Below are 21,501 nucleotides of genomic sequence, written 5' to 3'. Positions count from 1 at the left end.
GCCCGAGGGCCTCGGCGTCGCCGGTGGCGCGGGTGGACAGGTCGCCGGTGCGGTGCCGGTTGAAGAAGCCCTGCTTCTTGCGGAGCATGCTGGCGGTCTGCTCCGCAGACCCGACGCGCCGCCGCTACGCGGCGGAAACAGGAATTGCTCCGCAATTCTGCATTCCGGCTCCGCCGAAATATCCGCCCAACTCCGTTGGGCGGGGCCGGAATCGCTCCGCGATTCCGGCCTAAAGGGATTCGCTTCGCGAATCCCTTTGTCTGGCTGGGGGGTTGGGGTGGCCGGGCTTTCGCCTTTCCCTTTGTGCTTCTGACTTTCTGTCAGGAGCATGGTTCCTTCGGTGGATTGGCCTAAAGGTTTCTCACGCCCTGCACGCTCTTTTCTTGTGGGAAACATTGGACCGTTCCGCCGCGAGGACTGGCAGAGGCGGGCCACACGGCCGGCTGATCCCGTCACACGATCCCCGGGCGCCGGGATCAGCGGGCAACCGCCACCGCCGTGGAAGTTGCGGCGGTCGGCTCACTGGCCCGCTACGTCCGCAGGGATGAAGTCGAGCGAACGGTCAGCACGCTCAAAGGCACCCGGGCCGTGACGACGCACTGTGACAAGAGAGCGTTCGTCTTCCACGGCACGGTCACTGTTACGGCGGTCCGGCGCTGGCTCCGGTGAGGCCCTGCCGAAGGAGCTTCAACCGAACTTCACGTACGTCGGGTACGGGGCCGCGTAGTCGTCCGATTGCCGGGATCCGAGGAACCTGCTGGACGACGTGCAACTGCTGTTCGTGTACAGGCGGGCATCCGAATCGGTGTCATTGGTCGCCTGGCGGGCACCGCCCGGGATGGAAAGGCACCGGCCGTTCGGCGTCGAGCCGAGGAAGGTCTCGCTTCCCGTATCGGCGCGTGTGTAAAAGAACGTACCTTCCGCTGCCTGGGCGGACATGGCCATACCCGTCACCGCCATCAGCACCGCCGCACCAGTGACAGCGGCAATCCTTGCCGAGCGCCTCAATACATGCATGATCAGTCCTACTTTTCTCTCGAAGGGACCGCTGATCCGGAGAAGCCCGCCCCCGGCTGACCAAGCGTCTCTCACCCACCCCTAAGGAAAAATCCCCCACAAGAGGGGCGTTACCCCACACAGCGGAACCCGAGCCCACAACACGATCACGCGACCCGTCCGACACCCCCTAGGTAGGTGCACAGTGCGCACCCGCCGAAGGCCACCTGCATACGGATCGACTGACGCAGAGGAGAGCCCCGGCCGGACGCTCGGGGGAAACGCCCGGCCGGGGCCGGGGAAACCGCCCGCCTGGGGGAAATGGAGGGGCGCGGGGACTGGTAAAGCCTGACCCTCGTGTGTCGGCCTGGCTGCTCCTGTCCGCGCAGTGCACGTATCTGTCCGGGATCAGCGCCATGCGGAAGGGACTGGCACCCAGAGCGCCAGCCCTTTCCGCTTGAGAGTCGTCAGGTCAGACGCGGCCAAAAGCCAGGGTGACCCAACCGGCGTCGCGCCACTGGTCGGTGTCGAGGGTGCCTCGGGCATCGATGACCTTGGGGTTGTTGGCGCGGGCGGCGAGCCTTTTGGGGTCGATGTTGGTGAAGTGGTGCCACTCGGTGAGGTGCAGCAGGAGGTCCGAGTCGTCAACTGCGGCGATGGGATCCTCGACGTAGTCGAGTTCGGGGTGGCGCTTGCGTGCGTTGTCGAGGGCTTTGGGGTCGGTGACGGTGATGGTGGCACCGAGTTCGTAGAGTTTTTGGGCACACCGGGCAGCGAACCGGCCGGGAAGGGCTCGCAGGGGGGCTCACAACTCGCGAACCCGGTTCATCCAGGGCCCGCAGGCAATACCCTCGGTGACCCAGCACATGGGAGACGTACGACTCCTCGGAAGCACGGGCTCGCATGGGCAACGCTTCAGTCACCGGCAAGGGGGCCGCCGTGGCATCGGCCGTCCGCCGGAGCCGTCCGCCCAACACGGACTTGGCCCGGCTCATCGAAACCTGTGGTGCGAGCCACAAGTCTCTGGCCCACCGCGTCAACCAGCTCGCCCACCAGGCAGGGTCCCCGACGGACTACTCGCATACCTCGATCGTGAACTGGTGCGTGCGCGGCATGGTGCCCAAGTGGCCGGTGCCGAAGCTGCTGGCGCAGGCGGTCTCCGAACGGCTCGGGCGGCCCGTCGGTCTCGCCGAAATCGGTATGGGCGAGGCGGAGACAATCCAGGCGGATGTGGGGTTGGATTTCCCGCGAGATCCCGCCGACGCCGTCCGCGTCGCCACTTCGTTCTGGAGCTCCGTGAACCGCCGCGACTTGCTCAATCAGGCCGGCTCCGGCTTTGCCGTGTCCGCGTTCGCCGTCCCCGTCACCCGTTGGCTGGTCAGCCCCGCCGACGAAAGGGCCGACCATCAGGGCTCGGGCCAGGTCGGCAGGGCCGACCTGGACGAACTGCGGGACGCCGCCGACGATGCCCGCCGCTGGGACTCCAAGTACGGCGGGGGGAACTGGAAGGCGAACTCCGTCACCGACTGCCTCGAACGCCGCGCTGCCCCTCTCCTGGAGGGCACCTTCTCCGACGACGTCGGCTGCGAACTGTTTTCCGTGGCCGCCGAGTTGTCGCGGCTCGCCGGGTGGACCGCGTTCGATGTCGGCCAGCACGACGCCGCCCAGCGTCACTTCATCCAGGCCCTCCGCCTGGCCCGCGCCGGCGGCGACGTACAGCTCGGCTGCTATGTGCTGACCACGATGGCCATGCAGTCCCTCATGCGGGGCTTCGCCTCCGAGGCCGTCGACATGGCCCAGGGCGCCTTCGAACGCGCCAAGGGCCAGGCCGTGCCGAGAGTGCTGGCGTTCACCAAGCTCATCGAGGCCCGTGCCCATGCCCGCGAGAGGGACGCCAAGGCCGCCTCTCGGGCCCTGAAGGCATCCGAGGACCTCCTGAGCCTGGCCGAGGCATCCAGCGGCTCAGAGCCCGCCTGGATCGACTTCTATCACCACGCCCGCCTTTCCGCCGACACCGCCGAGATCTTCCGACCTGAAGAACCCCAGGGCTGCCCTGGCCTGGAACAAGCAGGCCGCCGCCATGCCCACCGGGGTGTTCACCCGCTCGGTCGGGATGCGGTTGGCGATCGTGGGAACCGCTCACCTCCAGGCCCGCGACCTCGACCACGGCCTGGAACTCGGCAACCTCTCCGTGGACATCCTCGCCCGCGTCCAGTCCTCCCGCGCCAAGGACTACGTCCGGGAGTTCAACACCGCCCTCGCCCCCTGGCGCCGGGAGCCGGCCGTCCGCGAATTCATCCACCGCACCCGCACCGAACTCGGCGTCGCCGCCTGAGCACGTTCGCGCGTCCTGCTGGCCGGGTGATCGGTGGAGTCGCCCCCGCCGCTGCGCGCGGCACAAGGGCGTGCCTGGCAGCGCCCCTGTCGTGCCAGCCCCTGCGACCCTATGTGCGCGAAGAGCACACCCCGCAAGTCACTATAGAAGTGCTATGGTCACTCTATGGCGAATACGACGATCCAGGTGACAAAGCAGACCCGCGATCACCTCGCCCAGCTCGCCGAGGAACGCGGGCTGAACATCGGGCAGCTCGTCGACGTGCTCGCGGCCGCGGAGCCCACCGCCGCGCAGCGGGCCGCGCAAGTGGCGGCGGCGCGGGCGCATGCGCGTGAGGTGATCGGCGTCGATATCAGCGACGAGGAGTTCGCGACGCTGGATGTGCTGGGGAATCTGCGGCGGATCGCGGCGGAGAAGCTTCTGGCCCTGCCTGGCAGGGACGCCGCGTGATCATCGTCGACACCAGTGCGGTCATGGCGCTGGCCGCGGGGCACAAGGCGCTCAACGCGCTCGCGGTCAACATCACCGCCGGCGGCGACCGGCTGCTGGTGCCGGCGCTGTGTCTGGCCGAGGCCGAGGCGCGCCAGCCGGGAGCCGCCCGGGCCGTCCTTGGCTACCCGTGCGCCGACGTCGAAACGCTCGGGCAGATCGACGCACCGGCCGTGGGCACCATGGTCCGCGACGGCTACGGAGCCCTGGACACCTGCCACGCCCTCTACACCGCCCTGCGCCGCACCGGCACCGGTGGCATGCCGATCCTCCTGACCGACGACGAGGACCGCTACCCGCCCGGCATCCTCGCCATCGGCATCGACACCCCCGGCATGCTCGGCTTCCACTGACCTGCCTGCCACCAGACCTGGCCTCGGAACACCCTCGGCACGCCCGGCACGCCCGGCATCTCGGTCAGGACGGCTGGACCTCGTCGAAGAAGGTGAGGGCTTCGGTGGGGTCCGGGCTTCCAAGGCGTTCCAGACCAGGCCGTTGTGATCTCTGCCCAGAGGCCGGCCCATGCCCACATCTTTCCTCGAAGGCGCGGACGGCCTCGTCCAGGTCCGCGGGGCCGGCGCCACGGGTCTGTCCAAGCAGGACCCGCAGCGCGCCTCCTGTCCGCATCTGACGAGGATGCTGGACACGGGTCGCTTCCCGGCGCCGGCCAAGGCCGTGTACGACGGCACGGACGTGGACGCCGAGACGTTCTTCGCCACTGGCCTGGAGTGGGTCCTGGACGCCGTGGACGCCCAATTCACCCGGCCGTCGGCGTGACGCTTTCCGGGTGCGCGCGGGTGTTCTGATCGGGGCGTGTCCCCCGTACAACTGAAGTGATCTTTCGTGCGTCTCAGTACGTGCGTGGGGAGTCGGAGAGCCCGGGGGGCTGTTCTGTGCTCGGGGTCGCGGAGTTCGCCGCGCCCGTGTGCCATCCCATGCCCAGAGATGTTCGGGAGCAGCAGCAATGAAACGTCACACACTCATACGGAGTGCGGTCGCCGCGGTTACGGCGTTCGGGCTCGCGGGGGCGATCGCCCCCTTGGCGGCGGCTCCGGCCTTCGCGGCGGACGTACCGGCGGAGCTGACCGTTCCCGCCGAGCGCACGCCTGACGCCAACGCGACCGTGATCAACGGGGCGGGCGAGACGGGTTATCTGTCCGGCTGGACCAAGTCGGGCTTCAACTGGACCTCGTACGGGGACGGTTCCACCGAGCGGGTCGTCATGCCGCAGGGTATGGACACCGCCTGGGGCACCGGTACCGACGTCCTCGTCCTCACCGGCAAGGACGCCGGGTCGGTCGTCCAGCGCAACATGAAGGCCGGCACGCAGCGGACCGTACCGCTGCCCGCCGGCCAGCGGTTCGCCGGGGCTTTCGGTGACGTGGTCGTCAGCCAGGGCACCCTCGGTATGCGTCTGCAGTACTGGGAGGGCGAGGCCCTCCAGGAGAAGGCTGTCAGCGGTTCGGGCACGCTGGAGTCGCTCTACACGCACAACAAGGACGGCATCCTCGTCCAGCAGAAGATCTCCGGTATGACGCTGCTGTGCTGGCTCGGCAAGGACGGTGTCGCCCGTTCCACCCACCTCACGGCGGACGAGTACGACAACGGCCGCATCGAGGTCGGTGGCGATCGCCTGGTCCAGTGGACCAAGGACGGCAAGGCATCGGTCTGGAAGACCTCGGACTTCTGGTCCGCGACCGACCACCTCACGATCGCGGGCTATGACACCGCCCAGCTGCTCGGCGCGGTCGGGGACAGCGTTCTGGTGGCGCGCCGTATCTCCACCGGCGGCCAGGAGCACTACTCCTCGCTCGACTACCGTGTCGTGGCGGTGCCGTTCACGGGCGGGCCGGAGCGCGTCGTGCTGGAGAAGGCGACCGCGATGGCTCGCTTCAAGCCCGACGGGACCATGCTGATCGGGGCGGTCGTCGACGGCCACCAGGGCGTGTACGCGGTCGGCTCCTCGCTGGAGCCCACCAGGGTCCGCGAGTCGCCGTCCCTGGCGTCGGTTCCCAGCGCGCTCGCCGTGGCGCAGGGCCGGCTGACCTCGGTGGACCGGGTGCCCGACGAGGAGGGCGGGCACACGCGGCTGAGCGGGATCGACCTCTCGGTCACGGGTCCGCTGACCGCCGGGCCGCGCACCGACCGGGGCACGGACGCCGCCGACTTCCCGGTGGCCGGCACCCCGGACATCCAGGCCACCGGTGACGGCCGTCTGGTCTACCGGCTGGCCGACGGCACCGTGAAGGTTCTCGACGCGGGCGCCAAGCTGCCCGGGCGGACGCTGGGCGTCAAGGCGGACCTGCTGCGTGTGTCCGGCCGCTACCTCGCCACCTGGCGCAAGGACGAGCGCGTCCAGGTCACCGATCTCGATACGGGTTCGGTCGTCTACACGGGTACGTCTTCCCGTAGCTTCGCCCTCTCCGGCAGCACGCTGTGGCTCGGTGGCGAGCCCGGTCTGTCGCGGGCGTTCGACGTCCGTACGGGCAGGCCGACCGGCAAGGACATGATGGCGCCGTGCCTGACGACGTCCCTCCAGGCACAGGGCACCGACGTCTACTGGGAGTGCGACCGGGACAAGTCCGGGGTGTACGACACCCTGACCGACAAGAACACCGTCCTGCCCGCCCATGAGGGCGCTCTGCTCGGTGACGGTTATGTCGCCTGGCAGAAGGACGGCCTGCTGAGCGTCACGGACCTGCACGGCACGAAGGGAACGCACCCGGTGGGCAAGCCCGCCGTGGCCGCGCCCGGCCGGGCCTGGACCGTGGACCGCTTCGCCGGCACGGTGGCGTACGTGGACGCCGAGGGCGACACGCGGGTGGCCCCGTCCGGGGTCGCCGGCACTCGTCTCGCGGCGCTGGACACGGACTTCCCGTCGAGCGTCGACGCCAAGTCGGCGGCCCGCAGCATGCGGTGGTGGGCGTCCAAGCCGCTGGTCTCCTGGGATCTGGCGCTGGTGAACGTCGCCACCCGCAACACGGTCCTCACGGCCACGGGTGGCGAGACCCGCGGTGTGGTGCGCCTGGACTGGGACGGCAAGGACTCCGCCGGCAAGGAGCTGACCCCGGGCGCGTACGAGTGGAAGCTGGCCATGGTTCCCGCCGACGGCGGCCCGGACCAGGAGATCACCACCCCCTTCGATGTGAAGGGCACGGTCAAGACCGCCCCGATCTGGCGTGACTACATCGCCGGCCCCGTCGATTTCGCCGACCTGCTGGCCGTCACGCCCGGCGGCACCGCCGACCTGCGCGAGGGCGACGACGGACTGCTCGACGGAAAGGTGTCGGGCTCCGGCTGGACGGACGCGCACGCGATGTCGGCGGCTGTTCCGTTCGACGACGTCGACGGCGACGGGACCAATGACGTCCTGGTCCGCCTGACCAGCGGTGAACTGCGCCTGTACAAGCCCGCGGGCAAGGCGCTGACCCCGTCGACCCCGTACGCGAAGATCGGCAGCGGCTGGAACATCTTCGACGCGCTGACGTCCCCGGGCGACCTGACCGGTGACGGGCACGCGGACGTGATCGCCCGCGAGGCGTCCACGGGGGACCTGTACCTCTACGAGGCGAACGGCTCGGGGAACTTCAAGGCCCGTGTGAAGATCGGCAGCGGCTGGAAGTCCTACCTGCTGGCGGCGGGCGGAGGAGACCTGAACGGGGACGGCAGGACGGACCTGATCGCCCGCGACTCCTCGGGCGTCCTGTGGCTCTACCCCGGTACCGGCAAGGGCACCCTCGACACCCGGGTGAAGATCGGCGGCGGCTGGCAGGTCTACGACACGCTGGTCGGTGTCGGTGACATGACCGGTGACGGCAAGCTCGACCTGGTCGCCCGCGACACGAGCGGCGTGCTGTGGTCCTACGCCGCGGACGGCAAGGGCAACTTCTCCGCCCGGAACAAGGTCGGCGGCGGCTGGCAGATGTACAAGTACCTCTTCTGATCCACTGATCCACCGCTCCATCGCAGCGTGCGGGCCCGTGCAGCTTCTGCACGGGCCCGCACCCATGTACGTCTGTACGTCTGTACGTCTGTACGTCGTCGTCGGTGTACACGGGTGCGGGCCCGTGCTGCGCGGCTTCGCCTTACGTGGCCGGGACCCGTAGAGACGCCAGTACCGGCAGGTGGTCCGTGGCTGCTCGTAGGTCTTGTTCCGGGAGGTGGGGCAGGCCCATCGGTACGCCGCATCCCAGCACGTGGATCTTGGGGGTGGCGAAGACCGCGTCGATGCGTTGCAGGGGGTCGCCCAGCCGGGTGGTGTGCTCGCGGCCCCACGGTTTCGTCGCCCAGCCGTCCTGGAGGACTCCCGCGAGCAGGCGGAAGGTGCGGCCGTCGGGGCGGTCGTTGAGGTCGCCCGCGGCGACGGCGTGCGGGACGTCCAGGGCGGACAGCTGGTCCAGGAGCAGCCGGCCCTGCTCGTAGCGCTCCTCGTCGTCGATGCTCAAGTGGCAGCTCAGCACACCGAGCCGGGCCCGGCCGAAACGCAGCACGGCCGTCGCGAAGCCACGCTGGTGCAGGCCGGGCGTGCGCGGCAGCAGGACGTCCTCCGTGCGTTCCACGTGCGCACGGAGGGAGGAAAGGATCATCGGGCCCGACGCAGTGGCTCCGCCCGTGACGTAGACGAGCCCCGACGCCTTCGCCAGGCGCGCCGCGGCCTTGCGCCAGCGGAAGAACCGCGGCGCCTCCTGGACGCAGACCACATCCGGACGGCAGGCCCGGATCACCCGGCCCAGCGCCGCCACGTCGTCACGCATGGAGCGGACGTTGTAGCTGAGCACCCGTACGACCGCGGAGCCATTGGGCTCCGTCGCCGACATCGGCAGGTCCTCCACGCCTTCCCCTCCCTGTCCCCTGTTCGCCGTTCCCATCCGGCCTCGTCTCCGGCCTCGTCCTGCCTCACCTCGCCTTGAGCGTTTCCCTGTCGTCGGGGTCAGCTCCGGCGTGAGTACCAGCCGAACCGCAGGCAGAGCCTGCCCCCGATCCAGTACTCGACCCAGGGGCCCACGTTCATCGGCCGGCAGGTGGACGGGAAGGTCGGGTCCGTAGGCGGGGCGGGGGGCGGGGTGACGGGTCTCGTGGCCGGGGGAAGCGCAGGCGCAGGGGGCGTGGGCGGGGTCACCAGTGGAGTCGTCGGGGGCGTGGGTGGTGGCGGTGGCGTGGGCAGGGGCGGTGGGGTGACCGGGCTCGGCGCGGGGGTGACCGCTGGAGGCGTTACCGGAGGTGTCGGCGGCGGCAGTGGTACTGGTGGCGTGACCGGCGGGGTTACGGGCGGGGTGACCGGCGGAGTCGCCGGGGGCGTGACCGGCGGGGTTACGGGCGGAGTTGCAGGAGGCGTGACCGGCGGCGTCGGGGTTGGTTCCGTGCGGCCGAACAGGAGCGTTCGGTATACCTTCGCCGCCTTCGGGTTGGCGTCGCACTGCCATACCCCGTGCGGGCAGTAGTCGGTGATGGTGTTGTACAGCGGTCTGTGGGTGTCCATCCACTCCAGCATGCGCCGCATGTATTCGGGGTTGTCGCCGTTGCGGAAGAGCCCCCACTCCGGGTAGGAGATCTGCTTCTTGTGGGCCGCGGCGAAGTCGACGTGCTGCTGGAGGCCGTACGGTTCCTTGACCTGTGCGTCGAAGCTCCGGCCCGGGGGCTGGTCGTAGGAGTCCATGCCGATCACGTCCACGACGTCGTCGCCGGGATAGCACTCGGTCCACGGCACGGCGTCCCGTCCCCGGCTCGGCGCGAAGTCGAAGCGGAACTTCTGGCCCGGCACCGAGCGCATGACGGTGACCGCGCGCCGCCAGTACGCCTTCCACGCCTCCGGGTCGGGGGCGCAGCGGTGGGTGTAGGTGGTGCCGTTCATCTCCCAGCCGAGCACGATGACCGTGTCGGGGATGTTCAGTGCGACCAGGCGTTCGGCAAGTTTTTTGAAATGGCTGTCGAAAAGGCCTTCCTGGCCCTGTTTCAGTAGTCTGCGGACTCCGTTGTCGGAGATGCCCTCCTCGTTGTGGGCCTGCATCGGTACGTTGAGGACGAAGAGGCGGTCCTCGCGCTGGCGGCGCCAGCCGGCCCAGCGCTCCAGGAAGCGCGCCCGGCCCTCGATGTCGCTCCAGGTCTCCCCCGGCAGATAGGTGTGCCCCACCCTCAGATCGGCTCCCCCGAGCCATTTCTCCAGCTCTGCCATCCGCTGCACGCCCCGCTCGTCGGACTCCAGGAACGCGCCGAACCAGGCGGTGGAGGGGTGCTTGAGGCCGGGGTCGGTGCCTGCGGGGGGTGCGGGGGGTACGGGGTCGCGGAGCGGGGGCGCTACCGCGAGGCATGAGACGAGGGCGCCCGCCGCCACGATCGCGCCGAGCGCGCGGCGGGTTGCCGTGGCCGAGGGAATTTTCCGCCGGTGCTCCGCGGTGTTGCCTTTTCCGTTGCGGTGTTTCCCCTGGCGCATGTCCACTCCTCCACGACGGATTTCCCTCCTACCCGATATACCCGATCGCAAAATATTCTTATTACGCTGATCGGGAAGATAATCCGTTGGGTGCGTTGATCCCCCTATTGGGGGACGGGGATGAGGAGTGCCCGGGCATGCGTGTGCACCCGCGGGGAACTGCGCCTCGCGGGTGTGGAGTTCGGTTGCCGGGGTGGTTGCGCGCCTGTGGCGTCTCGTCCGGGTGACGTATCCGCCGTACGGGTGAACATGGACCGGCGGGGCTTCGTCGGTGTGGTGCACTCGACGGTGCGTGATAAGGCGCCCGTCCGCCAGCCGTCGGCTCTTCCTGCCGTGGACGAGCGCCCACGATGTGACGGTATGTCACCGTCTCCCGGCCGGGAGAGCGCCCTCCGGCTCTCCCGGCCTTCCTCTGCCTACCTGCCGTCGCGGACGGCCGCCGCCGCGGCCGTGCCCCTGCGGTAGAGGATCCCTCCCCCGACCAGCAGCGCCACGGCTGCCGCTCCGGCTACGCCCAGCAGGTCCGCGTCGCCGCCGGTCGCGGCGAGCTGCGGACGGCCCGGCGCCTCGTGCGCGGCCTCATGAACGGCCGGGGCCGCCGGGGCCGCGTGCCGGGGCTTGTACGGGCGTACGGGCTGCGGCGGCATCGCCCGGGTCACCGGCGGGGCCACGGCGTGCGGAGGCGTCGCGGGCTGTGCGGGCACCTCCGGCTTGGCCGGTACCTCGGGCCTGGCCACCTGCGGCGTCTGCTTCTGCGGCGGCACCTGCGCGGGCGGTTGCGCCGACGGCCGGTCGGCCTTCGGCGGGACCGTCACCGGCGGCGTCACCTTCGGCGGCGTGGCCACGGGCGGGGCGACCACCGGCGGCTGAGCGGCCGGGGGCTGGGCCACAGGCGGCTGCTGCGGCGCGGGCTGCTCGTGCGCGGGCGGTACCTGCGTCATCGGCGGCCTGGGGGCCGGGGGCTTGGGCACGGACGGGTGGTGGTGCACCGGCGGCTTCGCGTGCTCGTGGTGCACGGGGGGCTTCGCGGCCGGAACGTGGTGCACCGGCGGCTGGGGCGCCGGGGCGTGTACGACCGGCGGGTGCGCGACCGGCGGGTGAGGCGCCGGGTGGTGCGGAGCCGGGTGATGTGCCGCCTGGTGGTGCGGAGCCGGGTGCTGCGGTGCCGCATGCTGCGGTGCTTGGTGCTGCGGCACTTGGTGGTGCGGGGCTTGGTGGTGTGGGGCTTGGTGGTGCGGGGCTTGGTGGTGCGGAGCCGTCTGATGCGGTGCCGCATGCTGCGGCGCCTGGTGGTGAGGAGCCGTCTGGTGCGGAGCGGGGTGCTGCGGCGCCTGGTGGTGAGGCGCCGGGTGGTGGGGCGCGGTGTGGTGTGGTGCCGGGGTGGGGGCCGCGGGCGGGGGTGCGGGGACGTGTGCCCGGGGGGTCGGGTGGGGGTGGTGCGCGGGGCGCGCGTGGCGGGGGCCGGCGCTTTCCCTGGTCGTGCACGTGCTCCCGAACGCCGGGTTGAGCAGAGCGATGATGTTGACGGTGTTGCCGCACAGGTTCACCGGCGCCTTGACGGGTGCCTGGACCGCGTTGCCGGACAGGACGCCCGGGGAGCCGTGCGTCTCGGCGTGGGTGCCGGAGGGCGCGACGTGGTGGCGCTCCTCGTGGCGGTAGTCGTCCCGGCCGTATGCGTCCCGGCGGTTGTCGTCGCCGTAGCCGTAGCCGTACTCGTCTCCGTAACCGGAGTCGCGGCCCCGGTCGTAGTCGCGGCCGTGGTAACCCCCGTGCTCGTACCGGTCGTGCTCGTACCGATCGTCGCGGCGGTCGTCGCCGTAACCTCCGCCGCGTCCGCGTCCGTACGGGCCGTCGTCGCCCTCGTCGTTGGCGGTGTACCGCTGGTAGGCGCGCTCGTACGCCCGCTCGTAGGCGTCGCCCTCGTCCGGCCGGTGCGAACACGTGCTGCCGAACGACGGGTTGAGGGCGCCCACCGGGTTGGCCGTGTTTCCGCAGGCGTTCACCGGGACGTCCAGGGGTGCCTGAATGGAGTTGCCGGACAGGACGCCCGGAGAATCACCGGTTTCGGAATGCGCATCCGCCGCGTGAGCGCAGGCGCCGCTCATGGAGAGAACGCTGCTCGCCGCCATGGCGGTGAACAGCGTCTTTTTGATGACCTGTCGCAATGCGGTGCCTTCCTGGGGGCTCACGGTCTGCTCGCGCTCTCGGTTCGGGAGCCGGCTTCGGGGTGTGCCGCCGCACGTCCCGAAGCCGACGGGAGAAATCCCTGGTGCGGTGTCAGTTGTTCTTGCACTCGTTGCCGAACGCGGGGTTCAGCAGCGCGATGATGTTGATGGTGTTGCCGCACACGTTCACGGGGATGTGGACGGGCACCTGGATGACGTTGCCCGACAGGACACCCGGGGAGTGGGCTGCCGCGCCCTGGGCGCCGGCGTCGGCGAGGGCGGGGGTGGCCGCGCCGGTGGCCATGACGAGGCCGGCCAGGACGGTGGCGGTCTTCATGTACTTCACTTGTTTCTCTTTCCTTTGAGAAAGGCAGCGCAACGAATAGTCGCGCACGGCGCACAGGAGAGCACCGCTGACGGATTGATAACGATCCGCAGCGGTAAAGGAAACCAGCGCCCGGACGCCTGCCACATATTCACTCGCTTGGCAGTCGCGCCGTTACGGTCACGAACACCGCAACGCGCTAAGAGGGGTCGCCGCGAGAACATGTTCCGAGAACAGGGTGCCGAATGCGCGAAAAGGAAAACGAAGCTGCCGGCACCCCGGGAAAGGAGGTGCCGGCAGCTCTGTCACTCAGTGGACTCGCCGAAAGCGGAGATCAGCTGCCGGAGGCGCCGTTGCCCGAGAGGACCGGGATGTTGTCCACGATGTGCGACAGCTGCGCGTCGCCCTCCTCCTGCGAGGAGTTCTCGGTGCACTGCTGGTTCTGCTGCTGGGTGAGGACGTAGATGTCCTGGAGGCCCACGTTGACCAGAGCCACGATGTTCTGCACGTCGAGCTTCTGGAGCAGGCCGACACACGGCTTGTTCAGCGTGCCCTGGACCAGGCTGAGCTGCGGGCTCATGTCGCCCTCGGTCTTCTGGTTGCCGTACGCCTGCTTCGAGCCGTTGCCGCTGTAGGCGGTGGGGCCGTTGTCGTTGCCGATGGCCATGGCCTGAGGAGCGGTGACGGCCGCGGCACCGAGGATGGACGCGGTGACCGCCGTAGCCGCCATAACCTTCTTGATCACAGGGTGTTCCTTTTCTGGAGAGAGGAGTTCACGCGTTTACCGCACTCCGATCAACTGCCTTGGTGGAGTTTAGTGACGCCCATTCACCCGATCGGTGGGGAACCGAATTCGTGCTGCCACGCGGCGCGCCATGGGGGCAGGCGTATGCGGGCCGTTTATCATTCCGTTTCGTTTCTCACCACCAGGAGGCCCTTTGAAGCGCGCGAGCGCGCCCGACGCGGGCGTCGGCAGACGGCGGCGCCGCGGTTTCTGGAGCGAGCGGGAGCTCAGGCTCGTCGACCGGCTGGCGGCCCTGCACCACCAGTTGGACGCCCTGCACCAGGAACGCGCCGCCCTCATCTCCTACGTGGCGCGGCTGCACGGCGGTGATGTCACCGCAGAGCGTACGGGCTGGTCGCTGGTGCACGTGCACACGGCGGCGGGGCGACTGTCGTGGCGGGTGGCGCCCGACGACTGGCACCTGTTCGCCGGGCTCGGCGAACAGCCGGCCGCTCCCTCCCCCTCCGGCCCGCCCCACCTGCGATCCGCCGAGACGAACACGCGTCTGTCGTTCCTGCATCTGCACCGCCGCCCCAACAGGTCGGCTCCCCGACCCGGTTGAGGTCCCCGCCGGTCAGCCCCAGGGGTGGTGGCGCGTCCGCCGTACGGGTGAAGGGGGGAAACCATAGCGCGACAAGTCAGTTGATCCAGATAGCTCCGACAGCTCCGGACGGGGCTCCATTCCGGACGGGGCTTCCATGAGGAAGGGACCAGCGTGTTCAAGAAGGCTATGGCGGCAGCCGCCGTTTCCGCATCCGTCGTCGCAGTTTCGGCGGCTGCGGCGCCCCAGGCCCTGGCCATCGGGAACGAGAACGGCCCCACGGCGTACAACGGCAACAGCGCGATGCAGTACTACGGCAACTCCGCGACGTACGGGGACATGAGCCCGCAGATCGCGCTCATCCAGGGCTCCTTCAACAAGCCCTGCATCGCCCTGCCGGCGAAGGCCAACGTGCAGAACATCCTCGCCCTGGTCAACGTGGGTATCCAGGACATCCCGATCCTCACCCAGCAGCAGACCCAGCAGTGCACCGAGAACTCGACCCAGCAGCAGGGCGACGGGCAGCTCTCGCACATCCTCAACAACATCCCGCTTCTGTCGGGCAACGGCGGAAGCGGCAGCTGACGCGACGTCGAAGGGCCGCACCGCCTCGCCGGCCGGTGCGGCCCTTCGACGTGCCCGGTGCCGGGCGGAGTCAGAGTCAGACGGGCCAGCAGGGGCGGGCGGCGACGGCCCGCCACTCGCGGTCGGGGCCGCCGGGCAGGGTGCGGCCCTGGGCCGCCCAGGTGGCGGCGAGTGCGCGGTAGATGGGCGGCGCGGCGGGGTCGGCCGGTTCGGGGCACTCCTTGCGGCTGGCGGGGATGAATGCCTTTCGTTGCCAGGCGTGTTCGGGCTGCGGCATCTGTGTCACCTCGGCTTCTCGCGGATTCCCCGACACCCATACCGTGCGGCGGGCGAGTTCACGGCTCGACTGCGCCATTCGGGCTATTCATCGTCACGGACAGCAACCGCTTCCGGTCGTATCCGTTGATGGTCACAGATCTCCGCCCGTGGAGTCTGAGTCAATGAGGAGCCAACATGCAGAAGTTGTGGTCGGCCGCGACCGTTGCCGCAGCCATCTCCGGTGTCACGATGATGGTGGCGCCCCAGGCCATGGCCATCGGGAACGACGACGGCCCCACGGCGTACGACGGGAACGAGAGCCGTCAGGCGTACGGGCAGTCGAAGACCGAGGGCGACATGAGCCCGCAGATGAGCCTGGTCCAGGGCTCGTTGAACAAGCTCTGCCTCGGCGCGCTCCAGAAGGTCGACGTGCAGAACATCGTGGCTCTGGTCAACGTGGGCATCCAGGACATCTACGTCCTCACCCAGCAGCAGAACCAGCAGTGCACCGAGAACTCGACCCAGCAGCAGGACGACGCGCAGCTCTCGCACATCCTGGACAACATCCCGGTCCTCTCGGGCAACGCCGCGTCCGGCAGCTGACGTCCCCGGACCGTCCCGCCGCGCGCGGCGCAGTCCGGGCTCACCGGGCTGCCGGCACCGATCCCGCAGGGGTCGGTGCCGGCAGCCCGGCTTTTTCTGTTCGGGCGCTTTTCCCCGCGCCGCCCACGTCCCGTTTGCCGTACTGGCTCGTTGGGCTGGGTGAGACGAGCACGAGGAGGCACACCATGACCGCTCCGACGACGCAGCGCCCGGCCCGGATGCGCAACCCCGCGGTGGTGCTGCCCGGCGCGATGCGGTCCCTCCTGGACGTCTTCGAGGCCGCCAAGCAGGGCGGGGTTGCCCAGTCGACGCTGGAGCTCGTGCATCTGCGGGCCAGCCAGATCAACGGGTGCGGCTACTGCGTGCACGGGGGCGTGATCAGCGCCAGGAAGGCCGGGGAGAGCGATCTTCGGCTGCACGCGGTGGCCGCGTGGCGCGAGGCGGGCTGCTTCACCGGGGCCGAGCGCGCGGCGCTGGCCCTGGCCGAGGCCGCGACCCGGCTCGCCGACCGTCCCGACCCGGTGCCGGACGCCGTGTGGGACGAGGCGGCCCGGCACTACGACGAGCGGCAGCTCGCCGCCCTCACCCTGCTGATCGCCCTGACGAACCTGTTCAACCGGCTCAACGCGACGACGCGGCAGCCGGCGGGGGCCACCTGGTAGCCGGGCCGTGCCGGGGCGCGGGCGCGTCTCAGAGCGGCAGCGTTATCCCGAGCTCGCGCATCGCGGAGGACGGCGGGCCGCCCTCGGAGCGCTCGGTCTTGCGGCCCTTGCTGCCCGGGGCGAGCGTGCGCGGGTCGATGGCCTCGGCCGGCGCCCCCGTCGCGTACAGACCGTCCGGTTCGCTGTCGCGGTCGTGGGGCAGCACCCAGAACACGCGTCTGCGCCAGGTGCCCGAGGACGGGGACGCCTTGGCCTTGGGGCCCAGCAGCGCGTAGCCGACCATGCGCCCGTCACGGTGGTAGGCGGGTTTGCTGCGCCGCGTGGGCAGCCGGTCCAGGCTCTGGCGTACGTAGTCCAGACGGGAGATGTCCTCCAGCCAGACCAGCTCGGTCTCGTGGCTGATCTCGTCGTCCGTGATCAGGGAGCTCATGCCCTCTCCTCGTCGGCGAGCAGTCCGATGCCCGGGTAGTACTTCCGCGAATTGGACAAGATCATCTCCTTGGGCGAGGCCAGCCCGACCAGTTCGCGTGCGCGCGCGGCGAACGCGCGGGAGGTGATGACGGGTGCCCCCTCATTCTGACACCAGGCCCGGTACGCGGCGTAGAGGCGGGTCTGCTCCGCCCGGTGGTCGGGGTGCAGGGCGCAGGTCTCCTCGAAGAAGCGCCCGGTGTGGTCCTCGGTCTCCGCGTACACGGTCGTGGCGATCCGTACGCGCTCGGGCCCGGTGAGGTCCTTGTCGCCGCCCAGGTAGCGGCGGGCGCCCTCGATCAGCCAGTTGAGGATGCCCGGGCCCTCCTCGGTGACCAGGACGTCCGCCAGGTTGTCGATCTTGCGTTCGTCGGAGACGACGCGTTCGAAGGGAATCAGCCGCATGCGGCGCCAGAAGGCGAAGCCGCCGGTGCCGACCTCGGGGCGGTGGTTGCCGAGCAGCCAGAGCTTGTGGGTGGGCTGGAAGCTGAAGAAGTCCTGGCGCATCCGGCGGGCCTTGATGCGGTCGCCGCCGGTGAGGAGCTTGACGCGGGCCTCGTCGAACTTGTCGCCGGGCTTGACCTCGGAGCAGACGATGACGCGGCGACCGTGCAGCTCGGCGAGGTCCGTGGGGTGGCCCTCGAAGGGGCGGGCCATGAGGAATCCGGGCGGGCCGGCGTCGGCGTAGTCGCCGAGGAGCTTCATCACCACGTCCAGCAGGACCGATTTGCCGTTCTTGCCCGAGCCGAACAGGAACGGCATGATCTGGCCGCCGACGTCGCCGGTGATCGAGTAGCCGAGCAGCAGATGCAGGAAACCGATCATCTCGGCGGACTCGGCGTCCTCGCCGAAGGTGTCGGTCAAAAACCGGTTCCAGCGCGGGGTGGGCATCTGGCGCGGCCCGGTCGAGGTCGAGCGGGAGTGGAAGTCCTTGTTCGGGTCGGGCGTGCGCAGCAGCCCGGTGCGCAGGTCGACGATCCCGGCCGGGGTGCACAGCGCGTACGGGTCGGCGTCGAGAAGCGCCGCGTTGAGGACCATGCCGGGCGCCGAACGGGCCTGCGCGAGCATCGCGTTCATCCCGGCCGTCGACAGGGCCCGGCGGCGGTGCTGCTGGAGCGCCTGGGCGGTGTAGAAGCCGCGCGGGTCGCTGTCGGCGATGTTCTCGGCCAGGTCGCCCGCGGCCCACATCACCGTGTCGTCCTCGTCGAGCTGCCAGCGGGTGGTGTCCCAGCGGTACCAGCCGAGGCCCGGCACATGGCGGTAGTCGTCCGCGAAGAGCCGTACGAACAGCTTGGCGTTGCCCCGGTCGGAGAGGGTGTCGGGCAGCAGGCCGGTGCGGGCGGCGGAGGGGACGTGCCCGGGCGTCTCCGGAGCGGACGCGGACGGGGCGGCGGACCGGGCCGCTCCCGTACGGGCCTCGGAAGGGCCCTGGCTGCCCGTCTGAGCGGGCAACAGGGCTTCCCCGGACGGGGAGTCCGGGGTGTGCGCCAGGATCTGCGAGGCGACCGTCTGCGGGTCGAAGTCGAACAGCACGTCCTCGTGGGCCCGTCCGCGCCCGCCGCTGCCCTTGCCGGGGGCGCTCACGGGCGGCTCCGGAGTTCCAGGGGGCGGCGCAGGCCCGCGGCCAGGCCGCCGCGCACGATCGGGGCGGCCCGGCGCTCCTGGCCCGGGCGCGCGTACTCGGCCGCCTCCAGCAGCACCCGCTCCCCCGCGTCCTGCCCGAGGTATCCGGCCGCGACGAGCCCGCCGACGGTGTAGGCGGCCCGGTTCAGCTTGTCGGTGAAGCCCGCGCCCTCGGCCACGGCCGCGCAGTCGGCGACCTCGGCCAGGGCGGCGGCGAGGACCCGGGTGGCCTGCTCGCGGCCGCCGCCGGCGGCGATGACGGCCTGGCGGGCGCGGTTGGGGCGGTGGAGGGGCTGGGGGGCGGGCACCCGCTGCTTCCGCAGATGCCCCGTCCGCTCCAGCTCGTCGGCGAGCCAGGCGGGCAGGAGGGCGGGCTCCTCCGCGCCCTCGAGAGGGGTGTACCTCCCGGCGGAGGTGACCGTTCCCGGAGCGACGATGTAGCCGCCGTGCGCGCGTACGTCGACCTGCCAGGCCAGGGAGCAGCCGCCGCCCTGGCCCACGGAGGAGTGCCAGCGGCGGCCGTCGCGCACGGCCCGGTACCAGACGTGCAGCCCGCCGGAGGGGGTGCGCACGCGCAGGGTCGAGGTGTCGTCGGCCGGGCTCTTCTCGCCCCGCAGGGCGGCCAGGACGGCCAGGGTGTGGAAGCCGTTGGACATGCCCCGCAGGTCGACGTCGTCGTGGATCGCGATGCCCGGCAGGATGCGGTCGCGGCCCGGGAGCGGCTGGGGGTGGTCGTCGATGTCGATCACGACGAGGCCCGCTGCTCCGCAGGCGACCCCGACCCCGAGGTCGGGGCGGGGGCCCCACCAGCGCTCGATGCGGGCGCGATCGACGGTGGCGGCGTGGAAGCCGTGGCACCAGCGGCCTTGGGACTCGAGGCACTGGCACCGGCTTCTGGTGTGGCCCGGACGGCTGCAGTGCTTGCAGTTCGCCACCGGGGTCTTGCGGCCCGGCGCCAGCGGGTGCACCGGCCAGTCACGAGCAGCGCAGCCCCGGGCCAGGGCGAGCGGACCCATCCCGGCTAGCTCAGCAAGCGTCGGCTCAGGGGCTGACTGCTCTGAGTCGCTGCGTGAAAAACGCAGCTCAGCAGTCATGTGGTTCCCCTACTCAGCGACTGAAGCGACTCAACGACGGACATAGGTTAGCGAAGCATGGAGGCGGGTGAGCGCAGGCCCACGGAAAATGCCCTGCCGTGTCGGGGCGGGCCGGGAGCGGGCCCAGCTACTCAACGAGCGACCAGCGACCGAAGGGCAGCGACTGAGGATTTTTCAGTCGCTGCCTTCGGTGCTGCCTAAAACACCAGGTCAGGTGCCATGTGGAGATCCATTAGCGACTGACAGCGACTAAAAACCCCTACTTATCACTCAGACGCGCACACGAGGAAAAAGCCAAAATGGCTACCTAATATAGGAGCCAGAGTCGCTTCAGTCGCTGTTCTGCTGGCCTCTACGCCTCTGACCTGCGGTTTCATGGCAGCGACTGAAGAGCTACTGAACCCCTCCTGGTCGCTCGCTTCAGTAGCTGGGAGAGCAAAACGCCCAAATCGCCTTCACCCTTACCGGGCGTAACAGCGACTGAAGGCTTCCGCAGCGACTGAAGGGCAGCGACCGAAAGGTCTCCGGGGCCGGCTACTCAAGCGACTGAAGCGACCGAGTTCCGCACCTGCCTCTGCGACTGGTCCGGGACACGCCAAAAGGTCCGGGCCTCAGTCGCTTCGGTCGCTTCAGTCGCTCCGCCGGGGGTCACCCCGGCCGGTCCTCGCCTGCTGGGCCTTCTTTTTCTGTTCTGGCCCGAGGCTTCTCCGGCCTTGAGTCGCTCCGGTCGCTTCGGTCGCTGGACCCGGCGGCTTCTCGGTCGCTGGGCCCGGCGACCGAAGCGAGACGTTTCTGCCAGGTCTCGCGCACCCTGCGCCACTCCTCACCGCAGCGACCGGCCCGCTTACGGGGGAGCAGAGGCGTCCCGACCAGGTCGGCGGTGCGGGCGGGGGCGGCGCCGTGGAGGAGGCAGAGGTGGTGGGCGGCCCGTACGAGGTCCGGAGAGTGTTCGTCCCTCGGCGCTTCGTCCTTTGCCGCTTCGTCCTTTGCCGCGCCGCCCGGGTCCGGGTCCGCGTCCCCGGCCGCCGCCGACAGCTCGTACTCCCGGGCCGCCGTCCTGAGCTCCCGCTCCCCCGCCGGGCCCCGCCGGATCAGCATCAGGGCGGCGAACTGGTCGGCCGCGTCCTCCTCGGCCCGGTCGCCGAGGTCCAGGCCGAGGACGTCCGCGACGGCGTGCCCCGCCTCGTGGAAGACCGTCTCGGTGAGGACGGCGGCGGCCTCGTCGTCCGCCGGGCGCACCCCCGCCGCCACGAACAGGGCCCGCTCCTGGGCCACGTCGTCGTAGCAGATCTCGATCCGGCGGGCCTCGGGGTCGTACGCCGAGCCCTCGCCGTCACAGGAGCGGGCGACCACCTCGACGACCCGGTCCAGGCGTTGGCCGGGGACGAGGGCGTCGAGGTCGGCGGAGGCGCGTTCCAGGATCCGGCGGCCGCGCAGGAAGGCGGCGTCGGGGCGGTCGGGGGCCGAGGGGGGCTCGTAGCGCACGGAGAAGCCCGTACGGGGCGCTGGGCGGCTGCTGTCGGGGGTGCGGCCGCTGGACGAGGCCGGGGGGTCCGGGGCGGCCGAGGGGCCGCAGGCGGCCGTGCAGAGCGCCAGCAGGGTCAGCAGGGCCAGCAGGGCCAACAGAGCTGGCGAGGTCGCCGGGGCCGGCAAGGACGCCGTTGGGCGGGCCGTTGTGGACTGGTCGTCACCCCGTTTGCGCATGGGCCGCATTAAACGCGCTGACGGATCGTTTCGTCAGCGCGTTCGAAGTCATGGGGGGGGGGGGCGTCGGTGCGGTCACGCGCGGGCAGGCCCTGCTCGTCGGCGACTCCATCGTCACCTGGGTCCGTTGGGTCCGTTGAGCCCGTCGGTGCGCTCGCGCACGGGGAGGCTGGTGGTGGATACGTCCGCGTCGGCGCTGGGCACGGGAGGCGTGCCGAGACTCGGCAGCGTCCGGGTGTCCCGGCTCGGGCACCCGGCCCCGCGCGATGCCCGGCAGGGCCCGGCGACGGGCCCCGCACTGCCGGTTCTGGCATGCGCGCGGATGGCAGTCCCCCGTGACAGCGGACGTACGGACCGGAACAGCCCCAGGCCGCGGGCCTCTCCGGTCGGCCGGGCACAGCATGCAACAGCGGGGACCGCGTTTTCTCCTGATGATTTT

At 70.4% G+C, this 21,501-nt stretch carries 21 protein-coding genes and 3 pseudogenes; 10 read left to right on the top strand and 14 right to left on the bottom strand.

Going from position 1 to position 21,501, the window contains the following annotated elements:
- Positions 1-450: 450 nt before the first annotated feature.
- A pseudogene (locus ABZ404_RS21750) lies at positions 451-669 on the top strand (IS5/IS1182 family transposase); the annotation flags it as partial.
- Positions 670-687: 18 nt separating this feature from the next.
- On the opposite strand, the gene ABZ404_RS21745 reads toward ABZ404_RS21750, so the two are convergent.
- The 3 genes from ABZ404_RS21745 to ABZ404_RS21735 all read right to left on the bottom strand — a co-directional run bounded on the left by ABZ404_RS21745 (position 688) and on the right by ABZ404_RS21735 (position 2,874).
- Positions 688-1,017 carry a hypothetical protein gene (locus tag ABZ404_RS21745; protein ID WP_358834934.1) on the bottom strand — a complete coding sequence of 110 codons (330 nt, stop codon included), beginning with the start codon at positions 1,015-1,017 and terminating at the stop codon, positions 688-690.
- Between the two features lie 451 nt (positions 1,018-1,468).
- Positions 1,469-1,795, bottom strand: coding sequence for a UDP binding domain-containing protein (locus ABZ404_RS21740; RefSeq protein ID WP_358834949.1), 327 nt, complete (start codon positions 1,793-1,795; stop codon positions 1,469-1,471).
- 116 nt (positions 1,796-1,911) lie between these two features.
- Positions 1,912-2,874 carry a hypothetical protein gene (locus ABZ404_RS21735; protein ID WP_358834935.1) on the bottom strand — a complete coding sequence of 321 codons (963 nt, stop codon included), beginning with the start codon at positions 2,872-2,874 and terminating at the stop codon, positions 1,912-1,914.
- A gap of 202 nt (positions 2,875-3,076) precedes the next feature.
- Between ABZ404_RS21735 and ABZ404_RS21730 the strand changes: the two genes are divergently transcribed.
- The 3 genes from ABZ404_RS21730 (at position 3,077) to ABZ404_RS21720 (ending at position 4,173) form a co-directional block, all read left to right on the top strand.
- Positions 3,077-3,331 carry a hypothetical protein gene (locus ABZ404_RS21730; protein WP_358834936.1) on the top strand — a complete coding sequence of 85 codons (255 nt, stop codon included), beginning with the start codon at positions 3,077-3,079 and terminating at the stop codon, positions 3,329-3,331.
- 165 nt (positions 3,332-3,496) lie between these two features.
- Positions 3,497-3,781, top strand: a complete 285-nt coding sequence (locus ABZ404_RS21725) for a hypothetical protein (RefSeq protein ID WP_358834937.1) — start codon at positions 3,497-3,499, stop codon at positions 3,779-3,781.
- A complete protein-coding gene (locus ABZ404_RS21720; protein ID WP_358834938.1) occupies positions 3,778-4,173 on the top strand; it encodes a hypothetical protein in 396 nt (131 codons plus the stop codon). The genes ABZ404_RS21725 and ABZ404_RS21720 overlap by 4 nt, the downstream gene beginning before the upstream one ends.
- Before the next feature lie 64 nt (positions 4,174-4,237).
- On the opposite strand, the pseudogene ABZ404_RS21715 reads toward ABZ404_RS21720, so the two are convergent.
- Positions 4,238-4,396: pseudogene (locus ABZ404_RS21715) on the bottom strand (FAD-dependent monooxygenase); the annotation flags it as partial.
- A 3-nt stretch (positions 4,397-4,399) separates the two neighbouring features.
- Between ABZ404_RS21715 and ABZ404_RS21710 the strand changes: the two are divergent.
- Both ABZ404_RS21710 and ABZ404_RS21705 read left to right on the top strand, forming a co-directional pair.
- Positions 4,400-4,597, top strand: a pseudogene (locus tag ABZ404_RS21710) (TetR/AcrR family transcriptional regulator); the annotation flags it as partial.
- A 187-nt stretch (positions 4,598-4,784) separates the two neighbouring features.
- Entirely contained in the window at positions 4,785-7,763 is a 2,979-nt protein-coding gene (locus tag ABZ404_RS21705; RefSeq protein ID WP_358834939.1) for a VCBS repeat-containing protein, read from the top strand.
- Positions 7,764-7,905: 142 nt separating this feature from the next.
- Here the strand turns inward: ABZ404_RS21705 and ABZ404_RS21700 are convergent, their stop codons facing one another.
- The 5 genes from ABZ404_RS21700 to ABZ404_RS21680 form a co-directional block, all read right to left on the bottom strand.
- Positions 7,906-8,637, bottom strand: coding sequence for an endonuclease/exonuclease/phosphatase family protein (locus tag ABZ404_RS21700; protein WP_358834950.1), 732 nt, complete (start codon positions 8,635-8,637; stop codon positions 7,906-7,908).
- Positions 8,638-8,750: 113 nt separating this feature from the next.
- Positions 8,751-10,250 (bottom strand): glycosyl hydrolase, encoded by a 1,500-nt coding sequence (locus ABZ404_RS21695; RefSeq protein WP_358834940.1) that lies wholly within the window; start codon positions 10,248-10,250, stop codon positions 8,751-8,753.
- A 416-nt stretch (positions 10,251-10,666) separates the two neighbouring features.
- Entirely contained in the window at positions 10,667-12,415 is a 1,749-nt protein-coding gene (locus tag ABZ404_RS21690; RefSeq protein WP_358834941.1) for a chaplin family protein, read from the bottom strand.
- Positions 12,416-12,527: 112 nt separating this feature from the next.
- Positions 12,528-12,719, bottom strand: a complete 192-nt coding sequence (locus ABZ404_RS21685) for a chaplin (protein WP_358834951.1) — start codon at positions 12,717-12,719, stop codon at positions 12,528-12,530.
- Between the two features lie 355 nt (positions 12,720-13,074).
- Positions 13,075-13,485, bottom strand: coding sequence for a rodlin (locus ABZ404_RS21680; RefSeq protein ID WP_358834942.1), 411 nt, complete (start codon positions 13,483-13,485; stop codon positions 13,075-13,077).
- Between the two features lie 193 nt (positions 13,486-13,678).
- Here ABZ404_RS21680 and ABZ404_RS21675 point away from each other — a divergent pair, with 193 nt between their 5' ends.
- Both ABZ404_RS21675 and ABZ404_RS21670 read left to right on the top strand, forming a co-directional pair.
- The gene (locus ABZ404_RS21675) at positions 13,679-14,086 is read left to right on the top strand and encodes a hypothetical protein (protein WP_358834943.1); all 408 of its coding nucleotides are present in this window, start codon (positions 13,679-13,681) and stop codon (positions 14,084-14,086) included.
- Positions 14,087-14,239: 153 nt separating this feature from the next.
- Complete coding sequence (locus tag ABZ404_RS21670; RefSeq protein WP_358834944.1) at positions 14,240-14,650, top strand: rodlin; 411 nt, start codon at positions 14,240-14,242, stop codon at positions 14,648-14,650.
- A 76-nt stretch (positions 14,651-14,726) separates the two neighbouring features.
- Here ABZ404_RS21670 and ABZ404_RS21665 read toward each other — a convergent pair whose 3' ends face one another.
- Positions 14,727-14,927, bottom strand: coding sequence for a hypothetical protein (locus ABZ404_RS21665; protein WP_358834945.1), 201 nt, complete (start codon positions 14,925-14,927; stop codon positions 14,727-14,729).
- A 176-nt stretch (positions 14,928-15,103) separates the two neighbouring features.
- On the opposite strand from ABZ404_RS21665, the gene ABZ404_RS21660 reads away from it, so the two are divergent.
- Both ABZ404_RS21660 and ABZ404_RS21655 read left to right on the top strand, forming a co-directional pair.
- On the top strand, positions 15,104-15,511 hold the full coding sequence (locus ABZ404_RS21660) for a rodlin (protein WP_358834946.1): 408 nt from the start codon (positions 15,104-15,106) through the stop codon (positions 15,509-15,511).
- A gap of 185 nt (positions 15,512-15,696) precedes the next feature.
- A complete protein-coding gene (locus ABZ404_RS21655) occupies positions 15,697-16,173 on the top strand; it encodes a carboxymuconolactone decarboxylase family protein (RefSeq protein WP_358834947.1) in 477 nt (158 codons plus the stop codon).
- 28 nt (positions 16,174-16,201) lie between these two features.
- Here the strand turns inward: ABZ404_RS21655 and ABZ404_RS21650 are convergent, their stop codons facing one another.
- From ABZ404_RS21650 to ABZ404_RS21635, 4 genes are all read right to left on the bottom strand, one after another.
- The gene (locus tag ABZ404_RS21650; RefSeq protein ID WP_358834948.1) at positions 16,202-16,603 is read right to left on the bottom strand and encodes a DUF6009 family protein; all 402 of its coding nucleotides are present in this window, start codon (positions 16,601-16,603) and stop codon (positions 16,202-16,204) included.
- Complete coding sequence (locus tag ABZ404_RS21645) at positions 16,600-17,970, bottom strand: phage/plasmid primase, P4 family (protein ID WP_358834952.1); 1,371 nt, start codon at positions 17,968-17,970, stop codon at positions 16,600-16,602. The genes ABZ404_RS21650 and ABZ404_RS21645 overlap by 4 nt, the downstream gene beginning before the upstream one ends.
- Before the next feature lie 251 nt (positions 17,971-18,221).
- Positions 18,222-19,280: a bifunctional DNA primase/polymerase gene (locus ABZ404_RS21640; protein ID WP_358990687.1), complete on the bottom strand. Its 1,059-nt coding sequence runs from the start codon at positions 19,278-19,280 to the stop codon at positions 18,222-18,224.
- 726 nt (positions 19,281-20,006) lie between these two features.
- Positions 20,007-20,981, bottom strand: coding sequence for a DUF4344 domain-containing metallopeptidase (locus tag ABZ404_RS21635; protein WP_358834549.1), 975 nt, complete (start codon positions 20,979-20,981; stop codon positions 20,007-20,009).
- Positions 20,982-21,501: the final 520 nt, after the last annotated feature.

This window comes from Streptomyces sp. NPDC005878 (assembly GCF_040629815.1).
GTDB lineage: Bacteria > Actinomycetota > Actinomycetes > Streptomycetales > Streptomycetaceae > Streptomyces.
This window is presented reverse-complemented; position numbering and strand designations above follow the sequence as displayed.